This window comes from Bradyrhizobium sp., from assembly GCF_035570375.1.
Classification (GTDB): Bacteria; Pseudomonadota; Alphaproteobacteria; order Rhizobiales; family Xanthobacteraceae; genus Bradyrhizobium.
Map to the genome: position 1 here is coordinate 1 of NZ_DATMLW010000225.1, position 15,358 is coordinate 15,358.

21 protein-coding genes and 1 pseudogene are annotated in these 15,358 nt (G+C 59.9%); 10 read left to right on the top strand and 12 right to left on the bottom strand.

All coding sequences use genetic code 11. The features are described from left to right. From VNX23_RS24355 to VNX23_RS24370, 4 genes and pseudogenes are all read left to right on the top strand, one after another. Window positions 1–288: pseudogene (locus VNX23_RS24355) on the top strand (CoA transferase); the annotation flags it as partial. A 16-nt stretch (window positions 289–304) separates the two neighbouring features. Continuing rightward, window positions 305–1,636, top strand: coding sequence for a fumarylacetoacetase (fahA, locus tag VNX23_RS24360; protein WP_325634120.1), 1,332 nt, complete (start codon window positions 305–307; stop codon window positions 1,634–1,636). Between the two features lie 36 nt (window positions 1,637–1,672). Continuing rightward, window positions 1,673–2,089: a hypothetical protein gene (locus VNX23_RS24365; RefSeq protein WP_325634121.1), complete on the top strand. Its 417-nt coding sequence runs from the start codon at window positions 1,673–1,675 to the stop codon at window positions 2,087–2,089. A gap of 13 nt (window positions 2,090–2,102) precedes the next feature. Beyond that, window positions 2,103–2,282, top strand: coding sequence for a hypothetical protein (locus VNX23_RS24370; protein ID WP_325634122.1), 180 nt, complete (start codon window positions 2,103–2,105; stop codon window positions 2,280–2,282). A 26-nt stretch (window positions 2,283–2,308) separates the two neighbouring features. On the opposite strand, the gene VNX23_RS24375 is transcribed toward VNX23_RS24370, so the two are convergent. The 4 genes from VNX23_RS24375 to VNX23_RS24390 all read right to left on the bottom strand — a co-directional run bounded on the left by VNX23_RS24375 (window position 2,309) and on the right by VNX23_RS24390 (window position 4,200). After that, window positions 2,309–2,488 carry a hypothetical protein gene (locus VNX23_RS24375; RefSeq protein WP_325634123.1) on the bottom strand — a complete coding sequence of 60 codons (180 nt, stop codon included), beginning with the start codon at window positions 2,486–2,488 and terminating at the stop codon, window positions 2,309–2,311. Window positions 2,489–2,579: 91 nt separating this feature from the next. Continuing rightward, complete coding sequence (locus VNX23_RS24380) at window positions 2,580–3,317, bottom strand: DUF3800 domain-containing protein (protein WP_325634124.1); 738 nt, start codon at window positions 3,315–3,317, stop codon at window positions 2,580–2,582. Between the two features lie 391 nt (window positions 3,318–3,708). Continuing rightward, entirely contained in the window at window positions 3,709–3,903 is a 195-nt protein-coding gene (locus VNX23_RS24385) for a cold-shock protein (RefSeq protein ID WP_414643071.1), read from the bottom strand. 27 nt (window positions 3,904–3,930) lie between these two features. Then, window positions 3,931–4,200, bottom strand: a complete 270-nt coding sequence (locus VNX23_RS24390) for a hypothetical protein (protein ID WP_325634126.1) — start codon at window positions 4,198–4,200, stop codon at window positions 3,931–3,933. Between the two features lie 34 nt (window positions 4,201–4,234). Here VNX23_RS24390 and VNX23_RS24395 point away from each other — a divergent pair, with 34 nt between their 5' ends. Together VNX23_RS24395 and VNX23_RS24400 are read left to right on the top strand one after the other, a co-directional pair. Next, a complete protein-coding gene (locus VNX23_RS24395; RefSeq protein WP_325634127.1) occupies window positions 4,235–4,675 on the top strand; it encodes a hypothetical protein in 441 nt (146 codons plus the stop codon). After that, window positions 4,672–4,956 (top strand): hypothetical protein, encoded by a 285-nt coding sequence (locus VNX23_RS24400; RefSeq protein ID WP_325634128.1) that lies wholly within the window; start codon window positions 4,672–4,674, stop codon window positions 4,954–4,956. The genes VNX23_RS24395 and VNX23_RS24400 overlap by 4 nt, the downstream gene beginning before the upstream one ends. 94 nt (window positions 4,957–5,050) lie before the next feature. Here VNX23_RS24400 and VNX23_RS24405 read toward each other — a convergent pair whose 3' ends face one another. Beyond that, window positions 5,051–5,548, bottom strand: a complete 498-nt coding sequence (locus VNX23_RS24405) for a hypothetical protein (RefSeq protein ID WP_325634129.1) — start codon at window positions 5,546–5,548, stop codon at window positions 5,051–5,053. A gap of 168 nt (window positions 5,549–5,716) precedes the next feature. Between VNX23_RS24405 and VNX23_RS24410 the strand changes: the two genes are divergently transcribed. Together VNX23_RS24410 and VNX23_RS24415 are read left to right on the top strand one after the other, a co-directional pair. Next, the gene (locus tag VNX23_RS24410) at window positions 5,717–6,598 is read left to right on the top strand and encodes a hypothetical protein (RefSeq protein ID WP_325634130.1); all 882 of its coding nucleotides are present in this window, start codon (window positions 5,717–5,719) and stop codon (window positions 6,596–6,598) included. 151 nt (window positions 6,599–6,749) lie between these two features. Then, complete coding sequence (locus VNX23_RS24415; protein ID WP_325634131.1) at window positions 6,750–7,445, top strand: GntR family transcriptional regulator; 696 nt, start codon at window positions 6,750–6,752, stop codon at window positions 7,443–7,445. A 9-nt stretch (window positions 7,446–7,454) separates the two neighbouring features. Here VNX23_RS24415 and VNX23_RS24420 read toward each other — a convergent pair whose 3' ends face one another. The 7 genes from VNX23_RS24420 to VNX23_RS24450 form a co-directional block, all read right to left on the bottom strand. After that, window positions 7,455–8,564, bottom strand: coding sequence for a Zn-dependent alcohol dehydrogenase (locus VNX23_RS24420; protein WP_325634132.1), 1,110 nt, complete (start codon window positions 8,562–8,564; stop codon window positions 7,455–7,457). Next, window positions 8,564–8,872, bottom strand: a complete 309-nt coding sequence (locus VNX23_RS24425; RefSeq protein ID WP_325634133.1) for a DUF6166 domain-containing protein — start codon at window positions 8,870–8,872, stop codon at window positions 8,564–8,566. Before VNX23_RS24425 ends, VNX23_RS24420 begins: the two co-directional genes overlap by 1 nt. A 30-nt stretch (window positions 8,873–8,902) precedes the next feature. Then, window positions 8,903–9,622 carry an ABC transporter ATP-binding protein gene (locus VNX23_RS24430; protein WP_325634134.1) on the bottom strand — a complete coding sequence of 240 codons (720 nt, stop codon included), beginning with the start codon at window positions 9,620–9,622 and terminating at the stop codon, window positions 8,903–8,905. Between the two features lie 42 nt (window positions 9,623–9,664). Continuing rightward, window positions 9,665–10,456 (bottom strand): ABC transporter ATP-binding protein, encoded by a 792-nt coding sequence (locus VNX23_RS24435; RefSeq protein ID WP_325634135.1) that lies wholly within the window; start codon window positions 10,454–10,456, stop codon window positions 9,665–9,667. Between the two features lies 1 nt (window position 10,457). Next, the gene (locus VNX23_RS24440) at window positions 10,458–11,468 is read right to left on the bottom strand and encodes a branched-chain amino acid ABC transporter permease (RefSeq protein ID WP_325634136.1); all 1,011 of its coding nucleotides are present in this window, start codon (window positions 11,466–11,468) and stop codon (window positions 10,458–10,460) included. After that, window positions 11,465–12,346 (bottom strand): branched-chain amino acid ABC transporter permease, encoded by an 882-nt coding sequence (locus VNX23_RS24445; protein WP_325634137.1) that lies wholly within the window; start codon window positions 12,344–12,346, stop codon window positions 11,465–11,467. The genes VNX23_RS24440 and VNX23_RS24445 overlap by 4 nt, the downstream gene beginning before the upstream one ends. Window positions 12,347–12,678: 332 nt before the next feature. Further along, window positions 12,679–13,953 carry an ABC transporter substrate-binding protein gene (locus VNX23_RS24450; protein ID WP_325634138.1) on the bottom strand — a complete coding sequence of 425 codons (1,275 nt, stop codon included), beginning with the start codon at window positions 13,951–13,953 and terminating at the stop codon, window positions 12,679–12,681. A 174-nt stretch (window positions 13,954–14,127) separates the two neighbouring features. Here VNX23_RS24450 and VNX23_RS24455 point away from each other — a divergent pair, with 174 nt between their 5' ends. After that, the gene (locus VNX23_RS24455; RefSeq protein WP_325634139.1) at window positions 14,128–14,931 is read left to right on the top strand and encodes a sterol desaturase family protein; all 804 of its coding nucleotides are present in this window, start codon (window positions 14,128–14,130) and stop codon (window positions 14,929–14,931) included. A 27-nt stretch (window positions 14,932–14,958) separates the two neighbouring features. Further along, on the top strand, window positions 14,959–15,336 hold the full coding sequence (locus tag VNX23_RS24460; protein WP_325634140.1) for a hypothetical protein: 378 nt from the start codon (window positions 14,959–14,961) through the stop codon (window positions 15,334–15,336). Window positions 15,337–15,358 lie beyond the last annotated feature (22 nt).

Below are 15,358 nucleotides of genomic sequence, written 5' to 3' on the forward strand. Positions count from 1 at the left end.
GTGGGCGTCGTGCGTTCTCTCAAGGACCTGTCGGAGACCGAGTGGGCGGAGTATTGGGGAGCCGTTCGGGAGGTACCGGACCGGTTTGGCGGTACGTACCGATTGCCCGGCCACCCGTGGCATTTCTCCGAAAGCGTCCTCGGCGAGGTTTCGCAGCCTGCCTTTCAGGGCGAACATAACGACGAGATCCTTAGAGAACTCGGCATCTCGGACGCAGAGATTGAAGCCTACAATCGCGCGAAGATGTTCGTTCGCGCCGCCGCCGCGAACTCGCTGGATCGTGCATAACGCCGGCGGACACACAATGATGGAATTCCCCACTCTCGACGAGACCCATGATCCTGCAAGGCGCAGTTTTGTAGAAGACGCCAATCGTCCGGACAATGATTTTCCAATCCAGAACCTTCCGCTCGGGGTATTCGGCACCAGAGCTGATTCGACTCCCCGTATTGGCGTGGCGATCGGCGGCCACGTCTTGGACCTAAAGAAAGCGAGCGGCGCCGGCGAACGTTTCACGGAACAGGCGCGCGGTGCCTTGCAGAAGACGTCGCTCAATTCGTTGTTTGCGCTCGGTCTCGCCGCGATGCGCGACCTGCGTCGGACGGTCGCCGATATGCTCGACCAGGGTAGCTCCAGCAATCAGGTCCGGCGGCATGCGTCGGATCTGTTGACGCCCCTGGGTGCATGCACCCTCCATCTTCCGACGAAAGTGTCGAACTATTCCGATTTCTATGCCGGCATCTATCACGCTCGCGCGGCCGGCGCCCTGCTGAGGCCAGAAGATCCGCTGCCAGAGAACTACAAATGGGTACCCATCGCCTATCACGGCCGGGCTTCATCGGTGCAGGTCGGACATGGCGCGGTACAGCGGCCGCTGGGGCAGCGTCCGCCGACGGCTGCCGGCACACCGCCGAGTTTTGGCCCGTGCGAGCGGTTGGATTTCGAGCTCGAAATGGGCTTCTATCTCGGCGGCGGCAACCGGCTTGGTAAGCTCATTCCGATTGCCGAAGCGGCGCAGGAGATCGCCGGCTTCTCGCTCTTGAACGACTGGTCGGCGCGTGACATCCAGCGCTGGGAGATGTATCCGCTCGGCCCCTTCCTCAGCAAAAGCTTCGCGACCTCAGTCTCACCATGGGTGGTGACGGCGGATGCGCTCGTGCCTTTCCGCGTCGCCGCGCTGTCACGCCCGGACGGCGATCCGCGTCCGCTCGATTACTTGTACGATGCCGCGGACCAGGCGAATGGCGGTCTCGACGTCCGCCTCCAGGTGTTGCTGTCGACCGAGAAGATGCGCGGCGCGAAAGAGCCCTCGTTCGAAATCCTCACTTCGAACGCGAAATACCTCTATTGGACGCCAGCGCAGATGGTCGCCCATCACACCGTCAACGGTTGTAACTTGCTGCCTGGTGATTTGATTGGAACAGGCACCATCTCCGGACCAAGCCCAGCCGAACTTAGCAGTATGTTGGAGTTTACTAGCGCAGGTGCGAAGCCGGTGGTCCTTCCGAATGGCGAGCAGCGCAGCTTTTTGCAAGATGGTGATGAAATCACATTTCGGGGTCGATGTAGCCGGCAGGGCTATGCCGCGATCGGCTTCGGATCGTGTATTGGTCGGATCACGGCTTCCGAAATTTGAAGCGCAGAAAGACTTCATCTTTCCATGGAGAGCCTGATGGATGATGCTGTGTTGAGGGAGAAGCCCTGGGTGAGCGGTTTCCGCGAGAAGGGTGAGCTTGATGTTTACGCCGCAACGAAGCAGGAACGCCTGGCCGAGCTCCATCACGGGCTTCAGGACGCGATCGCCGCGCGTAAAGGTACGGAAAGCGAGATCCTGATGCTCGACAACATGGTGCGGAATGATCTCGCAAGCGATTCAGTCGATGCAGGATTGCCCCGCGCGGACTTTGAGGATGAGGTCAAGGCGTTCGAATCCAAGGTCGCCGCCGAGGCGCCGAAAGCGCCTCCGGAAGATCGCACCAGGCCGACGACATCGGCACTCGATGGGGAGGCGGCATATCAGGCCGAACTACGCGAAATCGATGCACGCTTCTACCAGCGGGTCGACGAGATCCTCAGCGGCAGCGCATAACAAGGAGACGACCATGAAACGCTTGCGAGGCACCGGCACGCACAATAGCCCAATGAATCGCGATCGCACGCCCGCGCCGAAGCCGACGTACCATCATGGATCTGGCAAACCGCTCGGCGTTTTGCACGAGGCGCCGACGCGGCCGCAGATCAACGCCGCCAATTACGCGAACCAAAAAGTGAAGCGCAAGTGAATCGGCGACGCCCGGCGGCTTGATGTTCACCGCTGGCCTGGCGCTGTGGTCGCCGGCGGCTGGTCCTCGCCCCACTGGTCGCCGGCGACATTTCTTAGGAAGCGATCGGAGTGTGAGAAATTATGACAACCGGCGGCATTTACACCATCGCCGAATTTATCGTGAAGCTGAAAGTAATCGACCTCGAACTGAAAACCGTCGGTCATGCCGCCGTCGCGGCTGCTTGCCAAATGATCGCTGACGAGGCCCGACGCGTAATCGGCACATATGACTATGGCTGGCCTTTTGGGCCGGGACTCAGCGGGGAAGCACCGTGCTGTGCGTCGAAACCTGATGTAGGCGGTCCCAAAAATATTTTTTGAAATCGGCATGATCTGCATAGTGTCTTGGGCGAATTTCATAAGCCCAAAGGCGTCCGACGATAGCAGCTACCCAATCGGCAGCTTGGATGTTCTGATTGATATAGCTTTCGACCTCAAATGGCGGACTCAAAAGGCGCCGAGCCGGATTTTGACCAAACATGGTCTTTGAGGCGGTTATCAATAGCTGTTTGCGTGCCGAATGCTCATCAACCACCATGACATAGTTGGTTTGACGCGCCTCGCTGAAACTTTCGAGCTGGCGGATCGTCTGACCAAGTACCGTGGTGTAGAGGCCGGTTGAATTTACGTTCGTTGTCCCTGAAATCTTTTCTCTGCCGTAATAAAAGACTTTCCCGCCGCAGTTGCGAACATTGTTCAGCAAACGAAGACCTGTAGCTCGAAAGTGGGGATATTTAGCAATATGTTTGGTCGTGAAAATAACGTTTCCCTTTTTTTCCCAAAGTGCGCCTATCGTGCCCACTTTGGCGATCTCAGCTTTAAAAAGATGCTCTTTCAGTTGTAGGAATTGGGTCGCGAACGGACGGATTGCTGTCTCTGGCAAAATTATGCCAGCTAAACCGAAAACAGGGCTTTCATTGTATCGAAGGTTGGTGCGGGACATATATGGCCCGATATGACCAAACTCGTCGAGGTATACAAAATTGGTGCTCACGCACCCCCCAAATACGCGGAAGCCCGCGCTAATAAAAGCACGGGCCCCTGAATGAGCGCGGCGTCATCCTTTAGGGACAACCTCGCTTCTCAAGACGGAACATAGGATGTTAACTGCTTGATATCAAGGGAGGAATTATTAAATAGTTAACACTTTGTTAACGCTAGACAATACTCTGTATCGCCAGCGAATCATTATCGTCTCATTCCTTTCCGCCCTCAATTACCGTGAACTTGCGGCGTCGATCTGGCGGTGTCTCAGTCGGTCGTACAGGCGCAATAGCAAGTGCCGCGTCCACAAGCTTTGGCAAAGGAGCATCGCGGTCGGTGTTGTTATTTCCTTGCCCTCAGCCCGAGCTCGACCAGGGCGGCGGCATCCGCCTGCGGGCGCTTCAGCCCGTCCGCCGAACGTTGCCGGCCTTCGTCTTGCCCTCCCGAGTGCTCTCAACATCAAAGGTCAGGCGGTCGCCTTTTCTAATGTCGTCTGGATCGATGAGCGCTGCCTGCAGCGCGCTGATGTGTAGAAACATGTCCGGGCCGCCGGCATCATCCGCGATGAAGCCGTAGCCGCGATCGGCATTCCACATTTTCAATGTTCCGGTAGGCATCGCGTTCTATTTCCCCTTCGCCTTCAGCCCGAGCCCCAGCGCGATCAAGACAAGCCGGCGGATCGCCTCGGAGCGGCTGGGCTCGTCGTCTTGTGACGCGGCCCACCTGTCGACGGTTTCACGAAGTTCGTTTGAAAGCCTGATGGCGGTGACGGGATCGCGCCCGGTGGCGGGACGTCCGCGCCGCTTTTTTGGTACTACTTTATTTGACTTTTTTGCCATAAAGTGTAGTACCATAAAAGCAAGCCGAGGGGAAGCGCGCAACACTTCCGCCACGGCTCTAACCCCAGCCACAGAAAGGGTTCAATCCATGGCCAAGGCACCCACAAACACGACGACGCGGCGGCATTTATTCACCGTCGCTGCCGGCGGCGCTGTTGCCGCTGCGATCCCCGCCGATGCCCGGGCCTCTCCCGGGCATGTCACCGATCCGATCTTTGCGGCGATCGAGGCCCACAGGAGTGCCGCGGCAGTCGAGCAACTCGCTTGGAATGAAGTCAACGGGCGCCCTGGTTTGTCCGTTGACGACGAGCGGGCCATCACCGATGGCCCCGGCGCCGCGGCCTACGATGCGCTGGAGCTCGCGGCGACCGTGCCGACGACGCTGCCCGGCCTGCGATCCATGATCCTATATGCCAATGAACTCGAGGCCGAACATACGGAACCGTTTTCAGATTGCGATCTGCTGGAAACGTTGGCGACGGCCGCCAAAGCTCTGCTGAACAGCAGCGGAATAGCGGAGGCAAAATGAGCGACAGACAAAAGATGTTGCAATGGGTCACTTCGGAAGAAGCTATCAAGGGCCCGCGCGAATGGTGTGCATCAGGCAGTGACGGCAGTGAATATCGAATCGAGGGGCCCGTGCTTGGAAGAGGCGATCGTGCCACGCGCACTGTTGCGGAATACTTTACGGTCTTGCGCTGCAGGACCGGAGCCCGCAGCGCTGTCGGTATGGCCAGCGAGCGCATCGGCCAAGCGCCGACTTTGAAAGAAGCCAAAGCAATGGCACAGCGCCATGCCGAACAAGGGTGAAAAAACTCCGCTGCGAGTGAATCACCACGCGCGGTGAATTTGAGATGGCCCCCGGTTTGCTGCGGCAGCCGGGGCTTTTTCTTTTGGGGCTAGATCATCCTGCCCTCGCCGCGATGCTGCGCACGGTAGGCGTGATCACGAATTGCTCGAGAAAAGCAGAATAAGGAATCGCCGGTTCGCGCTTTTCGACCTGCGCGAGGCGGTACTGGCGATATCGCGTGTTCCACGGTTTCAGGGCGCCGTGCTGGCCGGAAGCCTTGACGCGCTCGACGATCTCGGCGACCTGCACCTCGGCGGCCTTGCGGAGCGCGTCAGACGTTTGCCATTTGGCACCGAGCTTTGCCGCCGCTTGCTCGATCGACGCCGCCAGCGTGGCCGCAGGTTTGCCTGATAGGCCTTCGGGGCCGATCGTCAGGAGTACCAGCTCGGCGTGCGATGATTTGAAAAAATACCTGTGCTGGACTATCTCGCCCGGCGCGATCTCGCCGTGGCTGCCTGCGCGGATCATGCACTGCAGGCCGGCGCCGACGATGGCAACCTCTACCAATGGCAGCGAGGAAATGTAAGTTTCGACGAGCTGCGCACGCGGCATGGGCGGGGACTCCTCCAATGCGGCGCTCGGCGGTTTGTCACAGCGCCGCGCAGAAGGCAATGACCCGTATATGGCCGTTTGTATGGGTTGAAAACCAAATATCCAAAATTCCATAGCAAAATCAATGATAACCGCGGATGGGTCGTCCGTATCCGGGGACCACATTCGATGCCGAAATTCGACCGCGCCGCCGAAGACCTCGGGAACTCAATTCATCTGGAGCACGTCAACGTCCGGGTGCCCGATCAGCATTTGGCGACATTGTTCTATGTGACTGGGCTGGGACTTACCCGTGACCCTTATCTGATGACGTCCGACGACAACATGTGGGTCAATGTCGGCAGGAGCCAGTTTCATCTGCCGAGCGGCAAGGCGCAGGTGTTACGAGGCCACATCGGGCTCGTCATTTCGGGGCGCAAGGCGCTGCTCGACCGGCTCGCTTCGATAGCGCACAAATTGAGGGGGACGGCGTTCGCGTTCCGCGAGCACAACGACCATGTCGAGGCGACCTTTCCCTGGGGCAATCGCATGCGCTGTTTCGAGCCGGATGCGGCGCGCTTCGGGCGTATTACTCTCGGAATCCCCTATGTCGAGTTCGAGGTGCCGGCGGGCACCGCGAATGCCATCTGCGAGTTTTACCCAAAGATCATGGGAATGCCGGCAGAGTTGTGGGACGCCACCGTTGCATCGGTGAAAACGGGCCAGAACCAGCATCTCCTTTTCAGGGAGACCGACCGGCCGCAGCCGGAATATGACGGCCACCACGTGCAGATCTACATCACAAATTTTTCCGGCCCCTATCGTGCGCTGTCGGAGCGCGGCCTCGTCTGTCGCGAGGACAATCGCTACCAATATCGCTTTCGCGATATCGTCGATCCCGCAAACGGCCGACGTCTGTTCACCGTGGAGCACGAGGTCCGCAGCGTCACGCACCCGATGTATTTGCGGCCGCTGGTCAACCGCAATCCGGCCCAGACCAACGCCACCTTCGCTACCGGTCACGATCAATGGCTCTGGGCGATGGGACCAGACCAGAACGATCCGAAATAGCGAAGATCATCCGCCGAAGCGAGGCAATTGCCGTTATCCGCAACCGATTGACCAGCTTTCGCTCGGTCGCAGGCTGTTGCCTTGTGATATATGTCCAATATACCTTTGGGATGAACCACCGCGACTTGCCCCGGGTTCGAGCTTCGCGCACATGGCAAACGGTTTGAAATCGAAAAGACAAGCCAAACGCCGCTCCCGGACCGGCGAGGAAGACGGCACGCTGACGGATCGCGCCTATCGCGAGCTGGAAGAGCTGATCGTCACGCTACGGCTGTCGCCCGGTACCATATTGTCGGAACAGGCGCTGGCCTCCCGACTCAAGATCGGCCGTACCCCGATCCGCGAAGCTCTGCAGCGGCTGGCCAGAGACGGGCTTGTCGTCATCATGCCGAGGCGCGGCATCATGGTTTCCGAAATCAATTTGAGGCTGCAGCTGCGGCTGCTCGAGGTCCGCCGCGAGCTCGAACGCCTGATGGCTGGTCTGGCCGCCGATCGCGCGACACCGGAAGAGCGCCGTGAATTTGCCGAAGTTGCGCAGGCCATGCTTGCCGCGGCCGAAAAGGCCGACGACATCGCTTTCATGCGCCTCGATCAGCGCTTCAACATGCTGATTGCAACCGCGGCCCGAAACGAATTCGCCCGAAGGTCCATGGGATTGATGAACGCGCTGTCGCGCCGGTTCTGGTATCAGCACTATCAGCAAGTGGCGGACTTGCCGCTCGCCGCCAAGCTGCACGCCGCGGTCGCCGAGGCTGTCGCGCAGAAAAGGGTGAAGGCTGCCGCCACCGCCTCGGACCGGCTGATCGACTATATCGAGGATTTCGCGCGCAAGACGCTCGACACCTGATTTGCCGCCTCAGTCGAACATGACGACGCTGCGAATGGTCTCGCCGCGCTTCAAGGCGGCAAAGCCGTCGTTGATCTCCTCGAGCCTGATGCGACGGGAGATCAGCTCATCCAGCACCAACGACCCGTCGAGATAGGCGCGCGCAAGCAAGGGGAAGTCGCGGCGCGGCCGCGCATTGCCGTAAGAGACGCGACGGATGCGTTTCTCCTGCATCAGCGAGCCCCAGCGGAACGAAACATCCTTGTTGACGTCGATCTTGCCGAGCCAGATCACCTGACCGCCGGGCCGCACGGCCTCCGCAGTGATGCGAAAGGCAGAGCTGCTGCCGGCCGCTTCGATCACCACATCGACGCCCCGGCCGGCCGTTTCGCGCCTTGCGACGGCGATCGCATCCTCGCTTGACGCATTCACGCCCACGCTGGCGCCGAGCCGCCCGGCAAGCTCGAGCTTGGCCGGATCGAGGTCCACCGCGATGATCGTGCCAGCGCCGGCAAGGCGCGCGCCTTGTACTGCAGACAGGCCGACCGCTCCGCATCCGACCACCATCACGGCATCGCCGTGCGCGATCGCACCAAGATTAAGCGCAGCACCGACGCCGGTCATCACCCCGCAGCCGATCAGGCAGGCGCGGTCAAACGGAACCTCCTTCGGAATGGGAATGGCCTGCTGATCGGCGACGACACAATATTCACCGAACGAGCCCAAAAACATCAGCTGCTGCAGCATCCGTCCATCCGAAAGGCTCAACCGGCTTTCGCCGTCGAATGGCAGCGCCTTCGGTCCCTCGCCCAGATACTGCTCGCACAGGATCGGCGCGTCGCGATCGCAATAAAAGCAGTGCCCGCAATGGGGATTCCAGGACAGCACGACATGGTCGCCCACCTTCACCCCGCGCGCCGCGGCGCCGACCTGTTCGACCACGCCTGCCGCCTCATGGCCAAGCACGATCGGCAACGGATAGCGCAGCGATCCCTCGATCACCTCGAGATCGGTATGGCAGAGGCCGGCCGCGCGGATCCGAACCAGGACATCGGTCGGCTTCAATGCCGCCAACGTGACTGGCACGATCGACACCGGCGTGTGCGGCGCATGCAGCACGGCCGCGCGAAAACTTCGCATTACGCAACCCGCTTGCCGGAAAGCGCAGCGAGCGCAGAATCAATGTCGGCCGAGGTCATCTCCCATTCATTGCCGAAATTGGCAACGACCTCGCGCATGAACGGCTCGACCATGGCTTTGACGGCGGCCCTGTCGCCGAGATGATCCATCAACAGCGCCAGCGCGAGCTGACGCGGCTCCGGTCCCTCGTAACTCCACTCGAAGCCGTTTTTGGTAAACTCCTCGACGTTGACGCTGGGATCGAGTGGCGCGCCGTCGACTGTGACCTTGACGCCGTCGATGGTCCGGTCGCCTGCGTAAATCTTCATGTCGTCCTCCACTGTTGGCACCTCTCACGGTCAGGAAGCAGTTTCGATCCTGCCTGCAATCACCCTCATCACATCGCGATCCCGGTAGGCTTCGGAAAGCGTGCCGGAAAACATCACCTCGCCGCGTTCCAGCACATAGATGCGGTCGGTATAGTCGGGAATGTGATGCACGTTGGATTCGGCGATCAGGATGCCTTTGCCCATTGCGCGGATCGAAGCCACCCCTGCCGCGATCGATGGAATGATCGCCGGAGACAGTCCTTCAAACGGCTCGTCGAGCAGCAGCAGTTTGGGATCGAGGGTCAGAGCGCGCGCGATCGACACCATCTTGCGCTCGCCGCCTGAAAGCTGTGCGCCGCCGCGGGCGAGGTACTGGCGCAGTTTCGGAAATACGCCATAGGCTTCCTCGATGCGTGCATCGGCCGCCCGGCCGGTCGGCCGGGTCCATGTCGATAGTTCGATATTCTCGGCAACCGTCAGATCCGAATACACTTCCGACTCTTCCGGCGAAAACCCGATGCCGCTCTGTGCAATCTGCCAGGTCGGCATCCTCGCAAGGCTCACACCGTCAAAATCGATTCCGCCGGACCGGGGACGCCGATAGCCCATGATGGTGCGGAACGTCGTCGTCTTTCCCGCGCCGTTGCGCCCCACCAGGCACACGAGTTCACCGCCGGCAACAGTCAGGCTGATGCCGTTGAGGATGCGGCTGCCCTCGATGTCCACCCTCAGATTCGACAGATTCAGCATCGCATCGGCTCTCTCAAACATGCGCTTTCTTCAAAGTCTCTTTCACAGTCTCGGGCGAGTGCCCACGACCGCTGCGGTCATCGCCGGATCGGCAAAGAACGCGGCAGGCGTCATGTCGGCCAGAAGCGAACCGGCCTGCAGCGCGACAATGCGATGCGAGTAGCGTTCGACGAGATCCATGTCATGCTCGACCTGCACGATCGCGCGTACGCCTGCGGCTTTCGCCGCAGCGACGAGAACTTCCATGATGGCGTGCTTGTCGGCGGTCGATACGCCGCTGGTCGGCTCGTCGAGAAGGATGATGGTCGGATTGAGGGCAAAGGCGCTGGCGATATCGAGCAGTTTCTTTTCTCCTTGCGAGAGCGTGGAGGCGACGTTCTCGAGTTTGCTCCGCAGACCGAGCACTTCGGCAACGCGCTCGGCGTCCGCCTGCAACACGCCATCGCGCTTGAGCGAGCGGAACGGATTGGACACACGGCGCAGACGCGAGGCAATCGCAACCGCCAGCGTTTCTCGCACGGTGAGCGCGGGAAAAATATTCACCAATTGAAACGCCCGCGACATTCCAAGCCTTGCAAGCTCGACTGGTCCTATTCCGGCGATGTCGCGCCCGAGAAAGCGCACTTCTCCGGCGGTAGGACGTAACAGACCGGTCACGACGTTGACGAGCGTGGTTTTTCCGGCGCCGTTCGGCCCGACGATGGAGACGAACTCGCCCTCGCTGACGGAGAAGGAGATGTCGCTAAGTGCCTTGAACACGCCAAAGGCCTTGGACACGCTGATGGTCTCGAACAGGGGCACCATACTGGCTGTCGCCACGGACTGCGGCTGCATCTCATGCCTCCCGATCGCGGCGCGTGAAGAGAAGTTCGATCGTGCCGGCGAGGCCCTGCGGCATGAAGATCACCAGACACACCAATATGGCGCCCATCACGAAGCGCCAGTATTGGGTGACGGCCATGACAAAGTCCTGCAGCACGACGAACACCAGCGCGCCGATCGCCGGACCGACGAAGGTCCCGCTGCCGCCCAGTACCGCCATGAACACCAGGTTGCCGGAGTGGGTCCAATAAGCGAGTTCGGGATCCGCCAGCCCCGTGGTGACGGCAAGAATAGTTCCGCCGATCCCGCCATAGACAGCCGAAATCACGAAGGCCTTCAGCCGCATCCGGAAAATCTCGACCCCGACATAGGCGGCCTTGGGAGCGTTTTCGCGGATGGCGCGCAGATGCAATCCGAACGGCGATCGGGTGATGCGCCACATCGTCAATCCCAGCAGCGCAAACAGGGTCAGCGCGTAGTAGTAGAACGGGCCGATGAGAAAGGCGGTCTTTCCGCCGCGCCATTCCATGCCGAGCAGCAGCGGCCGCAGCACCCGCATTCCCTGGTCACCGCCGGTGACGGCGTAGAACTTGAACAGGAAGGAATGAAACAGCATGCCAAACGCAAGCGTGAGCATGCCGAAGAAGATTTTGGTATAACGGACGCACAGGCTGCCGATGATCACCGAGACAAGGGCCGATATAAGGGCTGCCACAACCAGGATGATTTCAAAACTCAAAATTCCGAATTTCGAGGTCAGCACCGCCGCGGTATAGGCGCCGACGCCGAGGAAGAGTGCGTGGCCGAATGACAGAAGTCCGGTCGTGCCGAACAGAAGATTGAATCCGAAAAGCGCGATGGCATAGCCCACGAATGGCAGCATCAACAATAGCACGTATGGCGAGGCGACCAGCGGCAGCAACGCCAGGATTGCCACCAGGGCGAGCAGAACCCAGGATCCATCGATGCGTATCGTTCGCGGCACGGTCGCGGGCGAGACTATACCAATTGACGGATGGCTCACGCGGTTGCCTTTCCGAACAGCCCTGCGGGACGCAGGATGAGCACGGCCACGACCACCAGATAGACCGACAGCATCTCCAGTTCAGGCATCAGGGAGATGGCAAAAGCGCGCATCAGGCCTACGATCAGCGCGCCGACCAGCGCGCCGCGCATGCTGCCGAGCCCGCCGATCACCACCACCGCAAAGGATTCAACTACCAGTTCGACCGCCATGTCGAGCGAAGCCGCACCCGAGGGCACCACCAGCGCGCCACCGATCGTGCCGAGCATACAGCCGACGGTGAAGACCAGCGCAAAAATCCTCGACGCGTTGACGCCGAGGCCTTCGGCCATGTCGCGGTTTTCCGCGGTCGCACGCACGATGCGGCCGGTTCTGGTGCGCTCGAGGAAGAGACCGAGCCCCGAGGCGATGGCGAGGCTCGCGGCGATCACGAGGAGATTATAGGTCGGGACCCGAACTCCGAGGAAATGCGCGGTGCCGTAAGCGAGATAGACATTGTCCATTGTCCGCGGGGTTGCGCCCCACAAATACCGAAACGCGTCCTGAAACATCAGCAGGAAACCGAAGGTGATCAGGAGCTGGTAACTCTCGTCCCGGCGATAGACTGTGCGCAGCACGCGCTCGATCGGCAAGCCGACAACACCGATCGCAAGCCCGGCAACGATCAGCACCGGAAAGAACAATACCGGCGGCATGCCGAGCCTGATGGCGACGCCAACCGCGGTGATCCCGAAATACGCGCCCAAAGCATAGAACGATCCGCAGGCGAGATTGACGATCTTCTGGACCCCGAACACGAGCTGGAGCCCTGCGGCGACAAGGAACAGCACCGCGGCGTGGAAAATCCCGCCGAGAGCGACATCCACCAGCTCGGTCATATCCTAGAGCTCCGATTCCGAAGTTCGCAAGCTCTCGCGGCGACCCCTGATGCGAACTTCGGAATCAAGGGAGCTCCAGCAACTTGTTGATTTGAGTAGCGGCTTTGAATTTGAAGTTCCTATTACGAACTTGCCCCGACACCGATAGGATTTTCAAATTCGCTGCACTAGTGGTCCGATTCTAACATTCGCTTCCCGTTTCAGCGGCCACTTTTGCGAATGTCGGAATCAAAAGGACCACTGGCAATATTTGTGTCCGGGGGAGTTCTGGATTTGACATTCGCTTTACGAGTTTGCCGCGGGGGGGTGTCGCGAATGTCAAATCCATTGCACTAGACCGGCATTTTGGCGGTTTTGATCCACTCCCAGAAATCCGCGCCCGGCGGCTTCTGCAACTGCTCGGCCTGGAAGGTGTCGATCGAAGCGAGCGTGGGAAAATCGTAATTGTTCTTGTTGGTGGATGGTCCCTGATAGAACACCTGCTCGGCGATCTTGTCCTTTCGGAAGCGCCCCTTGCCGCCGAGGCTCTCGACTTCCTGGCCCGGCATCGCTTCAGCCACCTGTTCCGGCGTCGGCCACTTGCCCGCGGCCCTTTGCGCCGCTTCGACGCCGGCCTTGTAGGTCACAAGCGCGAAATATGCCCGGTCCGCCTCCCAATGTGGGACTTCCTTGTAGCGGTCCTTGTAATCCTGCACGAACGCCTTCTGCAGCGCGGAGGCCTGCGGATGATCGAAATAGAGCGTGTTGTGGCCGAAGATCACGCCTTCCGGCATGAATTCCTTCTTGAGCTGGTTGATCTGCCAGCCGGCTCCCGGCAGCACCAGCCTGGTATTTTCGAACAGCCCGGCCGCATTCCCCTGCTTCATGAAAACCGGCAGATCGGCAAACAGCATCGATGAAAAAATCAGATCTGGCTTGGCGGCCTTCAGCGCAGCGACATGCGAGGTCAGGTCCATGGTACCGACCTTCGGCCATTGCTCGGCGACGAATTCGGCCTCGATGCCGTAGCGGGAGAGGATCTGCCGGAATGCCTCCCAGTTGTTGCGGCCGTAGGAATAGTCGGGATTGATGCCGGCCACGCGCTTGAACTTGCCCTTGAAATATTTGATCGCCAGCAGCGAGCCCATCACCGCTTCGCACTCATTGTCGGTGGAGCGGAAGACATAGCGCGGCTTCGCCATGGTCTCCTTGACGCCGTCCTGGGTCGTGCCGTCCCACATCACGAGCAGCGCCTGCTCCTCTTCGGCTACCGGCGCGACGCCAAGACTAACGCCGGTCGAGATCAGCCCGTGAACAGCCTCGACCTTCTCCTGCAGGATCAGACGGCGGAAGCGCTCGATCGTATCCTTCGGATTGGTCTCCTCCTCGAACACCAGTTCAATCTTGCGGCCGGCGATTCCGCCGTCCTTGTTCATGCGCTCCGCCCCCCATTGCACCCCGCGAATGCCGCATTCGCCGGCTGTTCCCGCCGCGCCCGATCGCGGCGCAATAATTCCGATGCGCAGCGGCTTGTCCTGCGCCAGCGCCGGCGCCGACATCTTCGGCATGGCGGCTGCGATGATCGCTGTCCCTGCCGAGAAGGAAAACTCGCGACGCGTGAGCTTCATGCGTGCCTCCCGTTATTGATGCGCATCTGCCGCGCCTGGCGTTGGCATACCATAAATATCTCAGTGACATCGCATCAAGCGTTTTTTCCGACCATTCAGCATGCGAAAACCGCTTTGCCGTCTAATAGACTGGTGATATATTACACCGGCCAACGATCTTCCGGAGACGACGAGATGGAACTTTCCTCGAGCCCGATGACGCAACGGCAGCGGAATTACCGGGCCACCTACCGCCACCGCATCGTCGGCTGGTACAACGGCTGGCTGCATGCCTTCGTCATCTACGTGATCGGCTTCACCGCGCTCTACGTCTATTTCGCCAATATCGAGAACCTGCGCTGGTGGGAGTTCCTGATCGTCCCCGTCACCTTCCTGTTCGCCAATTTCTTCGAATGGTGGATCCACCGTTTCGTGATGCACCGGCCCTCGCAGGTGAGAGCGTTCCGCGCGATCTACAACCGGCACACGTTGATGCATCACCAGTTCTTCACCGAGAAGGAGATGCGCTTTGCCGATCACCATGACTGGCGCGTGACGTTCTTCCCGCCCTACGCGCTGGTGACGTTCACGATGATGTCGATCCCGCCGGCGCTCATCCTTGGCTGGCTGGTCTCGCCCAATGTCGGCTGGCTTTTGATCTCGACCACGACGTCGATGTACCTGATTTACGAGTTCATGCACTTCTGCTGCCATGTCGACGAAAACTGGTTCGTCCGCAACATGCCGTTCGTCAATACGATCCGGCGTCATCACACTGCCCATCACGATCAATCAATCATGATGGAGCGCAACATGAATCTGACGTTCCCGATCATGGACTGGCTGTTCGGCACCTCCGATCTCGATCGCGGGCTGATCGGCCATCTCTTGAACGGCTATGACACGCGTTTCGTCAAGACCAATATGCGCAAGACGGCGCGCACCCCCAGGCCGGTGATGGCCGGACAGGCATCGGGGTTTGCCACCCCGGCTGAATAGGCGGATCGAGCGACGGGCTGAGGAAAGATGGACGCGATCGAGCCGCACTGGATTTCGCTGCTCTGGTTTGCGGTATTCGCTACCGTCTGCACCCTCTCCTTTCTCGTCATTGCCGGGATGTTTCCGCTTCACTCCCGCCCCGATTCGTTGAAATCCAATGCGGGCCTGGTACTAGTCGCCGGCAATGCGGTGTTGCTGGCGGCACTGTTGATCGGGACGGCAATTTTCGGCTATTCCGAACTCAGATGGAGCACGCTGATTGTCGTGGCCGGTCTTGTCGTGCTGTTTTCTCCCGCCCTGTTCGAGATCTGGCCCTCCTCATTCCGCGACGGCAGCAAGGGACTTGTCACGCTGATCGCAATCCAACTGCTGGCGCTGGCGACGCTGGCGAAGAACTTGTCGTAGATTTTTCTCATAGGGGAGAACG

What these genes read in the sequence shown, in the direction of transcription:
- VNX23_RS24445 (WP_325634137.1), bottom strand. Translation starts at nt 12,346, where the DNA reads ATGACCGAGCTGGTGGATGTCGCTCTCGGCGGGATTTTCCACGCCGCG.
- VNX23_RS24410 (WP_325634130.1), top strand. Translation starts at nt 5,717, where the DNA reads ATGCCGAAATTCGACCGCGCCGCCGAAGACCTCGGGAACTCAATTCAT.
- fahA (WP_325634120.1), top strand. Translation starts at nt 305, where the DNA reads ATGATGGAATTCCCCACTCTCGACGAGACCCATGATCCTGCAAGGCGC.
- VNX23_RS24455 (WP_325634139.1), top strand. Translation starts at nt 14,128, where the DNA reads ATGGAACTTTCCTCGAGCCCGATGACGCAACGGCAGCGGAATTACCGG.
- VNX23_RS24365 (WP_325634121.1), top strand. Translation starts at nt 1,673, where the DNA reads ATGGATGATGCTGTGTTGAGGGAGAAGCCCTGGGTGAGCGGTTTCCGC.
- VNX23_RS24385 (WP_414643071.1), bottom strand. Translation starts at nt 3,903, where the DNA reads ATGTGGAATGCCGATCGCGGCTACGGCTTCATCGCGGATGATGCCGGC.
- VNX23_RS24420 (WP_325634132.1), bottom strand. Translation starts at nt 8,564, where the DNA reads ATGCGAAGTTTTCGCGCGGCCGTGCTGCATGCGCCGCACACGCCGGTG.
- VNX23_RS24415 (WP_325634131.1), top strand. Translation starts at nt 6,750, where the DNA reads ATGGCAAACGGTTTGAAATCGAAAAGACAAGCCAAACGCCGCTCCCGG.
- VNX23_RS24430 (WP_325634134.1), bottom strand. Translation starts at nt 9,622, where the DNA reads ATGCTGAATCTGTCGAATCTGAGGGTGGACATCGAGGGCAGCCGCATC.
- VNX23_RS24375 (WP_325634123.1), bottom strand. Translation starts at nt 2,488, where the DNA reads ATGACCGACGGTTTTCAGTTCGAGGTCGATTACTTTCAGCTTCACGAT.
- VNX23_RS24425 (WP_325634133.1), bottom strand. Translation starts at nt 8,872, where the DNA reads ATGAAGATTTACGCAGGCGACCGGACCATCGACGGCGTCAAGGTCACA.
- VNX23_RS24450 (WP_325634138.1), bottom strand. Translation starts at nt 13,953, where the DNA reads ATGAAGCTCACGCGTCGCGAGTTTTCCTTCTCGGCAGGGACAGCGATC.
- VNX23_RS24460 (WP_325634140.1), top strand. Translation starts at nt 14,959, where the DNA reads ATGGACGCGATCGAGCCGCACTGGATTTCGCTGCTCTGGTTTGCGGTA.
- VNX23_RS24400 (WP_325634128.1), top strand. Translation starts at nt 4,672, where the DNA reads ATGAGCGACAGACAAAAGATGTTGCAATGGGTCACTTCGGAAGAAGCT.
- VNX23_RS24435 (WP_325634135.1), bottom strand. Translation starts at nt 10,456, where the DNA reads ATGCAGCCGCAGTCCGTGGCGACAGCCAGTATGGTGCCCCTGTTCGAG.
- VNX23_RS24395 (WP_325634127.1), top strand. Translation starts at nt 4,235, where the DNA reads ATGGCCAAGGCACCCACAAACACGACGACGCGGCGGCATTTATTCACC.
- VNX23_RS24370 (WP_325634122.1), top strand. Translation starts at nt 2,103, where the DNA reads ATGAAACGCTTGCGAGGCACCGGCACGCACAATAGCCCAATGAATCGC.
- VNX23_RS24405 (WP_325634129.1), bottom strand. Translation starts at nt 5,548, where the DNA reads ATGCCGCGTGCGCAGCTCGTCGAAACTTACATTTCCTCGCTGCCATTG.